This is a genomic window from Weissella confusa (assembly GCA_041871065.1).
In the GTDB taxonomy this organism is placed as follows: Bacteria; Bacillota; Bacilli; order Lactobacillales; family Lactobacillaceae; genus Weissella; species Weissella confusa_A.
In genome coordinates, this window is record CP168942.1 from 829,730 (window position 1) to 843,750 (window position 14,021).

The window sequence follows — 14,021 nt, forward strand, 5'->3', positions numbered from 1 at the left end:
ATGACTATCGAACTAACATAGAATATCTCGGTTGCTGGCCACACAGCACACACTAGTTAAAAACACTCTGGTAAATAACCTTAAAGTGTAGTACCATGGAATCACTAATTTTAGCTGGAGGGGACCCAGTATGGAACCATACGAAGCCGAGCAACAACGCTTGGATGTGGTCTTGGAAAAGATTCAAGACGCAAAGGTAAAAAATGATTTAGATCGACAAAATAACGAGCAAAAGCAGGCTGATGTTGAAGCTGGATGGAACGACGTCCGCTTCAAGTCATCTACTTACGGTAGCTTGTTCGAAACAGCCATGTCTGTTCGCCAACAACAACAAATGTTGCAAGAACGCGAATTGGCCATGAACTCTGTTGAACACCAAGCCGTGGTATTGGACCGCTTGCAAGCTCGTCCATACTTTGCCCGTATTGATGTGCAAGAAAACGGTTCTGAAACGGTTGAGCCAATTTATATTGGTTTGGCATCATTCTCAGATTCACCTGACAATTTCTTGATTTACGACTGGCGTGCACCAATTTCTTCTATTTACTATGATGCTGGTTTGGGTCAAGTGACTTATGAGACACCAGATGGTAAGCAAGAAGCAACGGTCCACTTGAAGCGTCAATTCCAAATTGAAGACGGTAAGATTGTAACCATCTTTGATACGGACGAAGCTGTTGGGGATCAAATGTTGTTGAACGCCGTTTCTGGTGAGTCAACAACTAAGATGAAGTCAATCGTTACGACGATTCAAAAGGAACAAAACAAGATTATCCGTAACACGGCAGCTGATTTGTTGTTCGTGCAAGGAGCAGCTGGTTCTGGTAAGACGTCTGCCGTGCTACAACGTGTGGCTTACTTGCTATACCGTTACCGTGGTCACTTGACGTCTGGTCAAGTGGTGATGTTCTCACCAAACCAATTGTTCAACGACTATATTGACCAAGTGCTGCCTGAATTGGGTGAGCAAAACATGGTGCAAATGACGTACTACCAATATGCATCACGTCGTTTGCCTAAGTTGCAACTTGAGACGCTACAAGAGCGTTTCGAAGCGCAACCAGAAGGTGCTCAAAAGGCCATCATCGACATGAAGGGTACGAGTGACTACTTCAACGTGATGAACGCATACGCCGATGGCTTGAACAAGGCTGATATTAAGGTGCGCCCAATTAAGTTCCGTGGCCAAGAAATTATTTCAAAGGCTAAGATTGAAGAGATTTACTACTCATTCAACGAGAACTATAAGTTGGGTAACCGTCTCCAAGCAACCAAGGAACGTTTGATGAAGATGTTGCAAGGTCGTATTGGGACGGAAATGCAAGCTGATTGGGTTGAAGCTGAAATCCAAAACTTGACGAAGGAACAATATGACTCAATGTTGGGGGACAACCCACGTGAGTTTAAGTCTGATGAAGAAGAGACGAAGTTCTTGGCCAAGATTATTGTGACGAACGCTTTGGCACCAATTGCAAAGGGTGTTAACCGTAACCGATTCATTAACATAAACAACCAATTCATTCACTTCTTGCGTACAGTGCCTAAGTTGATGGATTTGTCTGCATATGGCATCACGCTAGAAGATTGGACAAAGTCTGTTGAGAACACAATCAACAAGATGAAGAATGGTGAATTGCCAATGGCCGACATGACGCCATTCATGTTGTTGTTCGATTTGATTAAGGGTAGCCGTGGTGAGCGTGATATCCGTTTTGTCTTCATTGATGAAATCCAAGATTACACGCCATTCCAATTGGCCTTTTTGAAGTTCAGCTTCCCACGTGCACGCTTTACGATGTTGGGTGACTTGAACCAAGCCATCTTTACAAAGGAAAATGCCGTTAGTTTGCAAGAGGAGTTGTCACACTTATTTGATCCAGAGAAGTCTGAATATGTGCAATTGACGCAAACATATCGTTCAACGCAACAAATTACAGACTACTCAAAGGCTATTTTGATTAACGGTGCGCAAATTGATGCCTTCGAACGTGAAGGTGACAAGCCACTGGTTAAGGTATTGCCAGATCAAGACGCGATGATTGCGGCGACATTGTCACAATTGGCAGCTAATGATGCAGCTGAAGAAACAACCGCAATCATTACGAAGACGTTGGCCGACGCAGAAGTTGCTTATGCAGCCTTGCGTGACCAAGCTGATGTCACAATCATTCGTACTGAAAACCAACGTTTGGTACCAGGAACTATCATTGTGCCTGCCTACTTGGCCAAGGGACTAGAATTTGATGCTGTTATTATGTGGGATGCCTCAGAAGGTGTTTACCACGGTGATGACGAGCGTCAACTGGTTTACACAATTGCATCACGTGCTATGCACCAATTGACGGTTCTTGCGATTAACAAGCTAACGCCATTGTTGGCAAACGTGGATTCACAACTATACGAAATGGGGTAATTGACTATGAGTCAGGCACCACTTAACTATGCGGTATTTAATCGCGATGATTGGTCAGTCTTAGTTGAGCCACCTGCAGACCGTGACGTGTCACACGTTACGCCATCTATTTTGGGTGAGATTAAGGCGTTTAATGACCAAATTTCAATGGCCGACGTTGCAATGTTCTATGATCCATTGGTTCACTACATTAAGCTACGCCACGCGCAATACTTGCGTGACCGTGAAGAACGCCAACGCTTTTTGGGTCGTAACACGAAGCCAAGTCCATTTGTAATCGGGATTGCCGGTTCTGTGGCAGTTGGTAAGTCAACGACAGCCCGTTTGCTACAATTTATGTTGCAAGCTGAATATGGTGAAGATAACGTTGCCTTGACGACAACAGATGGTTTCTTGTTGCCCAATGACGAATTGAAGGCGCAAGGTCTCTTTGACCGTAAGGGATTCCCAGAGTCATATGACATGCCAGCATTGCTAGAATTCATGAACGCTGTGAAGGATGGTGAAGAGGTGGTTCGCTCACCAAAGTACTCACACGACATTTCTGATGTGTTGGTCGATGAGTTCGACACATTCGAGCGTCCTGAAATCTTTATTGTTGAAGGAATCAACACCTTGCAGGCGGCGCCAAATTCGCCAGTGTACTTGTCAGACTTTTTTGACTTGTCAATTTACGTTGACGCCGAGACAGAATTGATTGAACACTGGTACTTGGATCGTTTTGAAGCGTTGTTGCAACAAACAGCTGAGGCCGATGATCCAGACAATTTCTTTTACGCTTGGACGCAAGTGCCGCGCGAAACAGCCATTGAAGCTGCGAAGAAAGTGTGGGAAACAGTTAACTTGCCTAACTTGGTTGACTACATTTTGCCAACGCGCGAACGTGCCGATTTGATTCTCCACAAGACAATTGGGCACGGAATTGACGAAGTTTGGTTACGAAAATTCTAAAACCATTACTTTTCAACGTAACGCTAATATGACAAAAAACGACAAACGCCGAGAAACAACCGTTTCTTGGCGTTTATTTTATGAGTTTCGTTACAAATTTCGGGTTATTTAACTGGTTAAGCATATTGCCAAGAAACCTTAAATGGTGCGGGTTTACAAGTGTAACAGTCCCTATGTGACGATAATGTAACGAATAAAGCGGGTCGTTCGGCCGGTTTCGACATCAAATGTAATGCTTCTGTAATTTTAAGCCTTGTCAGGTTGGTAAACTATGTCTTGTGGTTGAGGCGAGGTAAGCCGCATATACAGAAGTGCTTGAGCAATAGTGTTCGCACATGAAAAACAATCCGTAGGAGCGTTATAAAAGATATGAACAAGATGAAAGAAACAGCATTGACGGTTGCCGGTTTGGCATCAGTATTGGTAGCAGGACAACAAGTTGTTCACGCCGCATCAACATACACTGTACAAAACGGTGATACTTTGTCAGAATTGGCCGACAAGTTTAACTTGACGGTTGAGGACTTGGTTAAGACTAACAAGATCTCAGACGCCAACATGATTTTCGTTGACCAACAAATCGAAGTACCAGCTTCAGCAAAAGTTAACCAAGCTGACTTGGATTCAGCTGCTGCTTCATCAGCTAACTCAGCTGCTGCCAACGCTGCTTCAGCTGCCGCATCAGAAGCTGCTTCATCAGCTGCCGCTGCTTCAAGCGTAGCCGCATCAGAAGCCGCTGCCTCAGAGGCTGCCGCTTCATCAGCTGCATCTTCTGCCGCAGCATCATCAGCTGCCGCATCAAAGGCCGCTGCTTCAGAAGCAGCCGCAGCCGCACAACAAACTGCTACGCCAGTTGCTGTTTCAACGGCAGCCGGATCAGGTTCAGTTTACGACCAATTCATCGCTGCTGGTGGTACTGCAGCATTGTGGAACGCAATCGTTATGCCTGAATCAGGTGGTAACCCTGACGCCGTTTCACCAAACGGTTACCGTGGCTTGGGTCAAACTAAGCAAGCATGGGGAACTGGTTCAGTTGCAACGCAAACTGCTGGTTTGGTTAACTACGCCGTATCACGTTACGGTTCAATCGATGGTGCCATCCAATTCCGTTTGGCTAACGGTTGGTGGTAAGATTTTACCCAATCAAATAGATTATCTAAATCGCATCTGGTTTCGACCGGATGCGATTTTTTTGTATCCTTTAGTTTGAATTATCACAATCTATATGCCATAATCGGCATATAGATTTTTTAGGATTACGGGGGAACATGTCATGGGGCACGAACATCATCATCACGAATTTGAGCAAAACAAGCAAGCGCCATACTTAATTGGAATTGGGTTGAATCTGGCATTTATTATCGGTGAAATGATTTTTGCCAAGCTAGCTGGATCAACTGTCTTGTTTGCGGATGCGTTGCACAGTGTGAGTGACGTGGCATCTTTGATTCTGTCATGGCTCGCAGTGCTTGTGTTTGGTTTGAAAGCAACTCGCAAGCGTACGTATGGTTTTCACAACACAACGATTTTAGCGAGTGCGGTGAACGCCATTCTACTATTGATTGCGGTGGGCATTATTTGGTTTGAGGCAATCGTTAAGTTGATTAACGGTAAAAGCCACGTCGACGGTGACATCATCATCTGGGTCGCGCTGGTTGGTATCGTGATTAACTTCCTATCGGCGTACTTCTTTGCGAAGAGTGGCCAGCAGGAGCACGATTTGAACGCGAAAGGGGCGTACATCCACTTATTGGCCGATGCTGGCGTGTCAGTTGGTGTGGTTGTCTCAGGTGTCCTAATCGCGTTTACGGGCTGGAATTGGATTGATCCAATCGTTTCAGTTCTCATTGGCGTTGTCATCGTGGTCAGTTCGTGGGACGTCTTTAAGCAATCGTTGAACTTGTTGCTTAATGGGGTGCCGGCCGGTATTGATGAAGCGGGGATTGAATCGTACCTAGCCAACCACCCGGCAGTTAAGTCTGTCCATGATTTGCATATTTGGGGTATCTCAACGACTGAAGCAGCGTTAACGGCACATTTAGGGGTGCAGGAGAGCTTTAACGACGCAGACCTAGATGAGATTACGCAAACGCTAAAACACGACTATGGTATCGCGCATACGACGATTCAGACCGAGTTACACACAGAGGTCAACTGCAATAGTATTTAGCGAGGGATTAAGATGACACAGGAACAACAGCTAATCAGTGCCGTGGCTGCTTTTTACAAGGTGCTCAGTAATGAAAGCCGCGTGCAACTATTGGATTACATGGTGACGCATCCTGGTCCAGTCCATGTGAGCGAGCTAGTTGAGCGGACTGGGATTTCACAGCCGAATGTGTCAAAGCATCTAGCAGTGTTGTTGAAGCAACAAGTGGTGACGCGTGAGGAAGTCGGCAACCGTGTTTACTACGAAATATATGATCAACACCTTAAACAGACGTTAGAAGCAACATTTGAGCACATGAAACATATGTTGTCGGACCAACAGTAGCAAGGGTTTGTGAAATTAAAAAATAATTAGTCGAAACTCACTATATCTTTATCAGGAAACGCGTGCTATACTAATCACATAGTTTAAAAGATTTTGTTTTATGTTTCACCGAAATATCTGGCATTTTCATTTTTGAATTATTAGAAAATTTGGCAATGTGCCAGGAGGTTTCAGACATGGAACAAGGAACAGTAAAGTGGTTTAACGCAGACAAGGGATTCGGTTTCCTTTCACGTGAGTCAGGTGACGATGTATTCGTTCACTTCTCAGCTATCCAAGGTGACGGCTTCAAGTCATTGGAAGAAGGACAAGCTGTATCATTCGAAGTTCAACAAGGTGACCGTGGCTTGCAAGCTGCTAACGTTACTAAGTTGTAATAACGGCTTAAAGGCAACCTGGTAAAACAGGTTGCCTTTTTGTTATACATATCAAAGGAGTTGCCCATGGATTCTTGGACAAAGCAGATTGTCTTGCCGTCTGATCAACCGGCAATTTCAATTAAAGAACAATTAACACAATGGTTGGTACCACGCCGTATTCGCGGTAATTTCCGCATGGAGCGTCGCGTTTTGTTAAACGGGAGGTATCAGCCAACATCAACGATTCTACAACCAGGAGATACGTTAACGATGACGTGGTTGCCACACGATTTTGAAGTGGCGACATCGAATTATGTGACCGATGACAGCCATCCAGTCGACGTCTTATTTGAGAACGATGATTTAATGGTCGTTAACAAGATCAAAGGGGTGAAGACGCATCCTAATTCACCGGGTGAAGATGGTACGATGATGAATTTCGCGCAATCGTATTTACAAGCTCAAGGAAAGGCTGCCTACATGGTGCATCGACTAGATGGCGATACCACTGGTGCGTTGATTATTGCTAAAAATCCGTTTGTTGTGCCGATGCTGAACCAAATGTTGCGTGACAAGACAATCCGTCGGACATACTTGGCTTGGGTCCGTGGTGCGATTAATGAGCCTTCAGGGACGATTACGGCGGCAATTGGGGAAAACCCCGACGATAACCGAACCCGCCGTGTAGACGGCCCTAACGCAGTTCCTGCAGTGACGCACTGGGCGAAGGTGCACACAGTTTATCAAAACACGCTTGTCCGCTTGGATTTGGAAACGGGGCGCACCCATCAAATTAGGTTACATATGCAATCAATTGGGCATCCGCTAGTCGGTGATCCGCTTTATAATCCAACGGATGACTATGAGGGTGGGTTATTGTTGCATGCGGCTTCAATTAAGATTCCTTTGCCGTTCACGAATGAAGTGAAGTCAATCGGGGCGCCATTACCAGCCTCTTTTCCACGTAATTTTAAATGATGTGAAAAAACTAAACTGTCGTATTTCGACATCACTTGTTACCCTGGGGGACAGAGGATGAGATTTATGGCAGAGATGATTAGGATTGATACGGATGTCCTAGACAATACCGGCGAAGCAGTGCCGTTATATGTCTATCAGACAGTTAGTTTACTTGGTGAACGGGTCGCCATCACTGATGGTGGTTACTTCGTTGAAGATTTACTGAATGCAAAAGGGCAAAGCCAGTTGTCTGAAGATGATGTTAAACGCATTAAGCAGCAACTGAAGGGCACCCCAATGACCTTTGATACGCGAAATCATGCCTTGCGCTTGAAGTGCTCAGTCAAAGAAGCTGATGCTAATATTACATTAGCAACAAAGGTATTAGAACGCCTACAAAACGCAACTAAATGAATTATTTTTGTAAAGCAATGTCGAAAAGGCGTTGCTTTTTTCTTGAAGATGTAATGAAGTTGTTAAAATCTTTTGCTATACTTGTAAATCGTTAGGGAAAACAGTATATGAATTAATTGAAGATCTAAGGGGAATTAATATCCATGGAATTGAAAAAGCACTACAAGATGTATAAGTCAGGTAAGCAATTGGTTGTTGCAGCAGTTGCTGCTGTAGCCGCTGGTGTTATGTTCGCCGGTAACCAATCAGCATCTGCTGATTCATGGCAAGCAAAGTCAGTTGACCAAGTTGCTGCTGAATTACAACAAGCTGGCAACGTTTCAAACTACACAATCCAAAACGGTGACACTGTTTGGGCTTTGGCAACGGCATTGAACATGTCAGTTGAAGACTTCTCAGCACAATATGGTATTGCTAACCCAGAATCGATCATCGCTGGTCAAGCTGTTAACGGCCAAATTGTTGTTGTGCCTGTTTCATCAGAAGCAACGGCTGTTTCAGACGCTGATGCTGCTGCATCACAAGCTGACGAACAATCAGCTGCCGCTGCATCACAAGCCGCTGCTGATTCAGCATACGCCGCTTCAGTAGCTGCAGCCTCAGAAGCAGCCGCATCACAAGCTGCAGCCGATTCAGCATACGCTGCCTCAGTTGCTGCTGCACAAGAAGCACAAGCAGAATCAGCTGCTGCCGCTTCAGTAGCCGCTGCTCAAGATGCACAAGCGCAAACGACGGCTGTTTCATCAGACGTTGCACAATCAGCAGCTCCTGCACAACAAGCACCAGCTGCAACGCCTAACACACCAGCACAAACGACGCCATCAGCACCAGTTGCTACTGGTTCATACGCTGAAGCTGTTAACCGCATGAACGCTATCCGTCAAGGCGCTGGTTTGGCACCCGTAACGTTCGATGCTGGTTTGGCATCAACGGCACAAATGCGTGCTAACCAAATGGCTGGCTCAGTTGACGGTTCACACTGGTCACAATCATACGGTCCTGAAGTTGTTGCTATCCAATTCGGATCAGGCGCAGCTGCAATCGACGCATGGTACAACGAGACCAACATGGCCGCTGCACCAGCTCACCGTAACTGGATCTTGAACTCATCAATTTCACGTGTTGGGTTCGGATACGATGCCGCAACTGGAACGTTCGTTGGTATCGCAGGTTAATCATTAATAATAACTAGAGGTCGTAAAGGATGTTATTTCCTTTGCGACCTCTTTTTGTTATATTTCCAAACAAAAAAGCCATCCACAAAATGTGAATGACTTCAAAAATGCGATTATGCCCAATCTCCATTACGGAAGACCGGAACGACTTGTCCGTCGTAGGTAATACCATCAATGTCCATGTCAGCTGATCCCATCATGAAATCAACGTGAACAAGTGAATCGTTTTGTCCCTTAGCCTTACGAGCCTCGACGTCCATTTGTGTACCACCCTTCAAGTTGAATGGGTAAGCAGCACCAAGTGCCAAGTGATCCGATGCGTTCTCATCAATCAGCGTGTTATAGAAAACAATCCCTGATTGTGAGATAGGTGATGGATCTGGTACCAATGATACTTCACCAAGTGATGAAGCACCTTCGTCCGTCTTGATCAATTGTTGCAACACAGCTTCACCAGTTGAGGCGTGGGCTTCAACAACGTGACCGTTCTCAAACGTCAACTTGATGTCGTTAATCAACACACCCGCGTATGACAAAGGCTTCGTTGACGTAACTGTACCGTGAATGTTGCGGTAGTCAGGGGCAGTGAAGACTTCTTCAGTTGGCATGTTGGCCACGAACATGTTACCAGCCTTGTCGATTGAATCAGCAGCTTCCCACAAGTGGTCCTCGGCCAAACCAACCGTCAAATCAGTCACAGCTGACTTGTAGTGGAGCTCCTTGAAGTTCAAGTCGTTCAACCATTGGGCCTTTTCCTTCAACTTGTTAACGTGAGCCATCCAGTCGGCGATAACATCGTTTTCAACACCGACACGTGTAATCTTGAAGATTTCTTCCCACAAACGGTCAGTTGCAGTTTCGCCTGACAATTCAGGGAAGACCTTTTCGGCCCAAGCTTGACCTGAAGCAGCGACAACCAACCATGACACGTCGTTGTTCATCGTTGCCTTGCGAACGGCTTGGTTAGCACGTTGGTAGGCTTGTTGGTAAGCTGACACGCGGTCACCATCAACTGAACCAAGGCCATCTGGATCAGCAGAAATCAATGAAATACGCGTTGTGTGCTTGCCCATCAATTCTTCGGCACGAACTGAAACCCATGCAGGGATGTTCGTTAGAGAATCCTCACTAGCATGCTTCAAGAATTCACGTTGAATGTGAATGTCTTGCCATTCAATCATGACGTTGTTTGCGCCACGGGCATAAGCTGAGTCAACAATCTTGTGCACCAATGGCACCTGCTCAACATCAGCGTAGATAACAATGTCTTGGCCCTTTTGGACATTAACACCAACTGACGTAATCAAGTCAGCGTACTTTTGTGACAAAACGTCAAAATTTGCGAGAGTCATAAGAATTCCCCGTTTCTATTATTAAGATATTCTCATTTTACACGAAAAATCCGGTTTGCATAGCCGACAAGGGGATTTGTTCATAAATTATCCGCTTTCTTATCGTATGATTAACGTAGTGAAAGTGATTGGGAGAGAAATCATGGGGACACAGAGTTTAGCGGCACGAATTAACGAGATTCGTGCCGAGAAAAATATTACAATCGATGAAATTGCAGCCGCTGGGGTGTCACGTTCGCAGTACTATCGGTTTATCCGTGGTGAGGCGTCGCTTACGGCGGTGGAATTATGGCATATTGAAACGCTATTTTCGATTTCGTTTTCTGAATTGATGGATGGCGTTGCCGAAAAACCGTATCAACTTAATATTGGTGAATTGGCCAAGCTGCCAGATGCCGACTTGATTCGTGAACGTGAACGGGTGATCAATGCATACGATGCCCAGCGCTTTCCGTTGGGGATGCAAGTGATGCACGTCATCAACATTATTTTGGCCCGACGTCAGGGAAGCGACTATGCAGATGATGTCAAAGCGCTTTACGATGACTTTCGTAAGTTAAAATCTTTTTCGCTGTTCGAAATGTGTGTGACCTCACTAATCGGGATTGATTTAACTCCTAAGCGGTTTTTGACGCTGTATCAGAAGTTCATCGAGAGCGTCCAGGTATTCCGTGACTATATGCCACGGAGCTTGTTCGAGACCAGCTTGATGATTCATATGACTGCAATTCAGTTATTGATTATTAAGCCACGCATACCGAAAGTCGCGAATGTGTGGTTAATCTTAACGGCCATCAAAAATCACCCCGTGCAGGATTCGAATGTCGAATTGTTGGTGCTCAAGCGTTATGCGTATTTGATTGCGACATTTTTGAAGACCAATTCGATGGTCACTGAGGCGATGATGGCGACGTTTTTATTGGCTGCGCGACAAATGGGGGTGGAGACACTGCAAATGAACTTTGTCAGTGTGTCACTGACCGATGCTTGGCGTAAAATTCAGGATAAAATTAGCCAGTTGCACGCACAATCATTAAGCCCAGTTGATGATATTATGTATGATCAATTGTCGTTTAAGCCAATTAGCCAAACGTTTGGCGAGTTGATGCATCAAACGGTGCGCGACAAAGGGATTTCAATTAACCGGTTGGCAGAATTGGGCTTCTCAAAGTCAAAGATGTATCGGTTATACGAGGACTCACAATCGCTAATGGTGAACGATATGCTCGATTTAATGCGTATTGGGGGCTTGGAAACGGGTGATTTAGACCCGTTGCTCACGATGCTGCCAGATAAGGGATTGGACGTCCGTTACAATTTGTACGGGGTGCAACAACAGATGCTGGTTGAAACGGCGGAAGAATTACGGCAGAAGTACGAGCAATCCGGCCACATCCGTGATTTGGAAGGGGCATATGAACTGGAAACGATTGTCCGTTTCCAGCATGACACCACATGGATTGCATCCGATGACGCCAAAATGCATGCTAAAGACGTGGCGGATTTGTTGCGTCACATTGATGAGTGGCATGAAAATGAATACCGTTTGGTTAAAATTGGCTTGATGGACGTGACAGAACCGGAAGAACTTGGGGAATGGTTGCGTCGTATTCGACATGACGGAAACGCAGCTAACCACACGCGTGTTTACACTGATCGTTTGATCGACGCGGTGGAATTTGCTATCTTCAGAGCGCTGTTTGAAGGGGACTGGGCACGTGTTAAAACGCTGGTCACCAACGCCATTGATGCGAATCCGAAGCGTGAAGAATCGAGCCGTTATATGGCTTGGCGCTGGCGTATGGCCTCGTATGAAATTTACCGGCGCTTATCTGACAACCCAGTGGATGCGATTCGTAAATTGTATGCTTACTATACAAACTATGAAGTGTTACTCGGACCAAACACCTTGGTCGACCGCTATATTAGTTTGTTTGATAATTTATGGCGTCAGTACCGGTAAGCATCCCAAGTGTTATTACTTGCAATTAATGCGTACTTTAGATAACTTGATAGTAGTGAATTGAATGCGCCGGCCAATTTGGCGCAAAAAAAGTAAATCATTAAAAGCTACGTCGGCACAATTTTCGTCTTCGCGATAAGATGAAACAGTACCATTTAGTAACCCCTATGGTATACGTGAGATTGGTTTGTGGCGACTTCGTAATGGAGTCGCCTTTTTTTATGGGCTACTTCCCAAATAGCGGATTTTTTGAATAAGCAAAATATTTCCGTTAATCCAATTTGGTAAAAATATTAGACTGAAGTTATTTAGTACAAAAAGGAAATGAGAGACAGAGATCATGGAATGGCTACTACCGAAAAAAAATCAAGAACGTTTGTCATTGCACCGTTACCTCAATGCGCAAGAAAGTAACGCGGTGCTAATTAAAGATATTATGGCTGATTTGGGTTGGTCGAGATACATGGTATTGCACAACGTGGAAACGTTGCGCATCGATTGCCAGCAGATAGGGGATGGCAACGTACCTTACTTGACTCTGGTGGATTCTAACCGTGCCTTGCAGATTGAACAGCTACAAACGATTAGTGATACCGCATTGTTGGGTTACTATATTCGAAACTCACTACGCTTTGATGTGTTGATGGACATCTTTTTTGAAGTGGCCCAGTCAAATGAAACGATTGCCTTCCGCCATTCATCAAGTACGACGGTTGCCCGCGTAACAAAAGTGGAAGTGAATGATGAACTGGCTAAGTATGATATTCACATTTCGAATGACTACCAATTGGTTGGTGATGAGCGCAATATTCGTATTCTCTTGTTTGAAATGCTTTACACGGCTTATGCTGACCAACCATCACCATTCCCAGATGACATTCGGGCGCTGGCAGCCAAGGTGGAACACTTGGTCGAAGAACATACGCCAATGCGTGCGACGGTGAAGCGCGCTTTCCGTATTTTCTTCGGTATCTGGATGACGCGTATTCGCAATGGTCATGTGATTTCATCGAGTGAACCGGATGTTTTCAAGCCAACAGAAGATTTGACGGCCAATGCCAAGATGATTGTTGGTAAATTACAAGAGGCTTTGCAATCCGCGTACATGGTGAATGAACCGTGGTGTGAGAGCGAGTTGCGTTTCGGCTTAGGATCGATGTACTCGCTTGGCCTTGGTTTTGGGACGTACCGCATTGATAATTTAGCACCAAAGGCGGCGAAAACTTTTGACAACATTTATCAAGATATTGCAAAGACCTATGAAGAGTTCTTTGGCTTGTCGATGACTGAAGCGGAATTAGCGGTGATTCGTAAGGCATTGTTCGCCTTGAATTTGCGTCTGCTATACTTCCGCATGACTGGTATTTCAACGCAGCCACGTAAACAATTCTCAGAACGTGTTTACCCAATTCACGCGGAATTTACACGTCGGGTGCTTGAAAGAATCGCGCCGTACTTTGACCTGCCACATGATAAAATAATCAAGGCCCTATACAATGAGTACCTTAACACATTTGTAATAGCCTTGGATGCCAGTGAAATTTTGCCGGTCGTGACGGTAACGGTGGATTTGATTGATATGCCGTCATTGGAGCGTGTTTTGCGTGAACGGATTATGGATTGGCATGCTGTTAATCTGAACTTCACGAAATATTTCACCAACGATACGGATTTGTATGTGTCAAATATTAAATTATCTGATCAAGTACCGGGATTTGTCTGGCATGCAATTCCAGATCCGGTTGCGGTGCAAGCCTTGCTTGATAAATTAATCGACATCACAAGCACGCGTTTCTACCAACTAACGGGTAACGCAGCCACAAAGAAGAATCATTAGCAAAAAGGCCAAACGTTTGCGCGTTTGGTCTTTTTATGTTGGTGACGACTGCCCAGCCGGACAGCAATTAGCTATAGTAGAGGTAACCAACTAAGGAGGCTAT

Annotated in this window: 12 protein-coding genes; 11 read left to right on the forward strand and 1 reads right to left on the reverse strand. The window is 45.2% G+C overall.

Annotation, left to right across the window (positions count from 1 at the left end; all coding sequences use genetic code 11):
• Nucleotides 1–130 precede the first annotated feature (130 nt).
• The 9 genes from helD (at nucleotide 131) to ACAW68_03725 (ending at nucleotide 8,766) form a co-directional block, all read left to right on the forward strand.
• Nucleotides 131–2,413, forward strand: coding sequence for an RNA polymerase recycling motor HelD (gene helD / locus ACAW68_03685; GenBank protein XGA16668.1), 2,283 nt, complete (start codon nucleotides 131–133; stop codon nucleotides 2,411–2,413).
• A gap of 6 nt (nucleotides 2,414–2,419) precedes the next feature.
• Nucleotides 2,420–3,364: a type I pantothenate kinase gene (gene coaA, locus ACAW68_03690; GenBank protein XGA16669.1), complete on the forward strand. Its 945-nt coding sequence runs from the start codon at nucleotides 2,420–2,422 to the stop codon at nucleotides 3,362–3,364.
• A 369-nt stretch (nucleotides 3,365–3,733) separates the two neighbouring features.
• Entirely contained in the window at nucleotides 3,734–4,495 is a 762-nt protein-coding gene (locus tag ACAW68_03695; protein ID XGA16670.1) for a LysM peptidoglycan-binding domain-containing protein, read from the forward strand.
• A 142-nt stretch (nucleotides 4,496–4,637) separates the two neighbouring features.
• Nucleotides 4,638–5,534: a cation diffusion facilitator family transporter gene (locus tag ACAW68_03700; protein XGA16671.1), complete on the forward strand. Its 897-nt coding sequence runs from the start codon at nucleotides 4,638–4,640 to the stop codon at nucleotides 5,532–5,534.
• Between the two features lie 12 nt (nucleotides 5,535–5,546).
• Nucleotides 5,547–5,858: an ArsR/SmtB family transcription factor gene (locus ACAW68_03705; GenBank protein XGA16672.1), complete on the forward strand. Its 312-nt coding sequence runs from the start codon at nucleotides 5,547–5,549 to the stop codon at nucleotides 5,856–5,858.
• A 176-nt stretch (nucleotides 5,859–6,034) separates the two neighbouring features.
• Nucleotides 6,035–6,235, forward strand: coding sequence for a cold-shock protein (locus ACAW68_03710; protein XGA16673.1), 201 nt, complete (start codon nucleotides 6,035–6,037; stop codon nucleotides 6,233–6,235).
• 66 nt (nucleotides 6,236–6,301) lie between these two features.
• Nucleotides 6,302–7,195, forward strand: coding sequence for an RluA family pseudouridine synthase (locus ACAW68_03715; GenBank protein XGA16674.1), 894 nt, complete (start codon nucleotides 6,302–6,304; stop codon nucleotides 7,193–7,195).
• Between the two features lie 57 nt (nucleotides 7,196–7,252).
• Complete coding sequence (locus ACAW68_03720) at nucleotides 7,253–7,591, forward strand: hypothetical protein (GenBank protein XGA16675.1); 339 nt, start codon at nucleotides 7,253–7,255, stop codon at nucleotides 7,589–7,591.
• A gap of 143 nt (nucleotides 7,592–7,734) precedes the next feature.
• The gene (locus tag ACAW68_03725; GenBank protein XGA16676.1) at nucleotides 7,735–8,766 is read left to right on the forward strand and encodes a CAP domain-containing protein; all 1,032 of its coding nucleotides are present in this window, start codon (nucleotides 7,735–7,737) and stop codon (nucleotides 8,764–8,766) included.
• A 113-nt stretch (nucleotides 8,767–8,879) separates the two neighbouring features.
• On the opposite strand, the gene ACAW68_03730 is transcribed toward ACAW68_03725, so the two are convergent.
• Nucleotides 8,880–10,118 carry an aminopeptidase gene (locus ACAW68_03730; GenBank protein ID XGA16677.1) on the reverse strand — a complete coding sequence of 413 codons (1,239 nt, stop codon included), beginning with the start codon at nucleotides 10,116–10,118 and terminating at the stop codon, nucleotides 8,880–8,882.
• Nucleotides 10,119–10,260: 142 nt separating this feature from the next.
• On the opposite strand from ACAW68_03730, the gene ACAW68_03735 reads away from it, so the two are divergent.
• Both ACAW68_03735 and ACAW68_03740 read left to right on the forward strand, forming a co-directional pair.
• Nucleotides 10,261–12,081: a helix-turn-helix domain-containing protein gene (locus ACAW68_03735; protein XGA16678.1), complete on the forward strand. Its 1,821-nt coding sequence runs from the start codon at nucleotides 10,261–10,263 to the stop codon at nucleotides 12,079–12,081.
• A 340-nt stretch (nucleotides 12,082–12,421) separates the two neighbouring features.
• A complete protein-coding gene (locus tag ACAW68_03740; protein ID XGA16679.1) occupies nucleotides 12,422–13,918 on the forward strand; it encodes a helix-turn-helix domain-containing protein in 1,497 nt (498 codons plus the stop codon).
• Nucleotides 13,919–14,021 lie beyond the last annotated feature (103 nt).

Excerpts from the sequence above, each read along its gene's own strand:
- helD (XGA16668.1), top strand. The coding sequence starts at position 131 with ATGGAACCATACGAAGCCGAGCAACAACGCTTGGATGTGGTCTTGGAA.
- coaA (XGA16669.1), top strand. The coding sequence starts at position 2,420 with ATGAGTCAGGCACCACTTAACTATGCGGTATTTAATCGCGATGATTGG.
- ACAW68_03695 (XGA16670.1), top strand. The coding sequence starts at position 3,734 with ATGAACAAGATGAAAGAAACAGCATTGACGGTTGCCGGTTTGGCATCA.
- ACAW68_03700 (XGA16671.1), top strand. The coding sequence starts at position 4,638 with ATGGGGCACGAACATCATCATCACGAATTTGAGCAAAACAAGCAAGCG.
- ACAW68_03705 (XGA16672.1), top strand. The coding sequence starts at position 5,547 with ATGACACAGGAACAACAGCTAATCAGTGCCGTGGCTGCTTTTTACAAG.
- ACAW68_03710 (XGA16673.1), top strand. The coding sequence starts at position 6,035 with ATGGAACAAGGAACAGTAAAGTGGTTTAACGCAGACAAGGGATTCGGT.
- ACAW68_03715 (XGA16674.1), top strand. The coding sequence starts at position 6,302 with ATGGATTCTTGGACAAAGCAGATTGTCTTGCCGTCTGATCAACCGGCA.
- ACAW68_03720 (XGA16675.1), top strand. The coding sequence starts at position 7,253 with ATGAGATTTATGGCAGAGATGATTAGGATTGATACGGATGTCCTAGAC.
- ACAW68_03725 (XGA16676.1), top strand. The coding sequence starts at position 7,735 with ATGGAATTGAAAAAGCACTACAAGATGTATAAGTCAGGTAAGCAATTG.
- ACAW68_03730 (XGA16677.1), bottom strand. The coding sequence starts at position 10,118 with ATGACTCTCGCAAATTTTGACGTTTTGTCACAAAAGTACGCTGACTTG.
- ACAW68_03735 (XGA16678.1), top strand. The coding sequence starts at position 10,261 with ATGGGGACACAGAGTTTAGCGGCACGAATTAACGAGATTCGTGCCGAG.
- ACAW68_03740 (XGA16679.1), top strand. The coding sequence starts at position 12,422 with ATGGAATGGCTACTACCGAAAAAAAATCAAGAACGTTTGTCATTGCAC.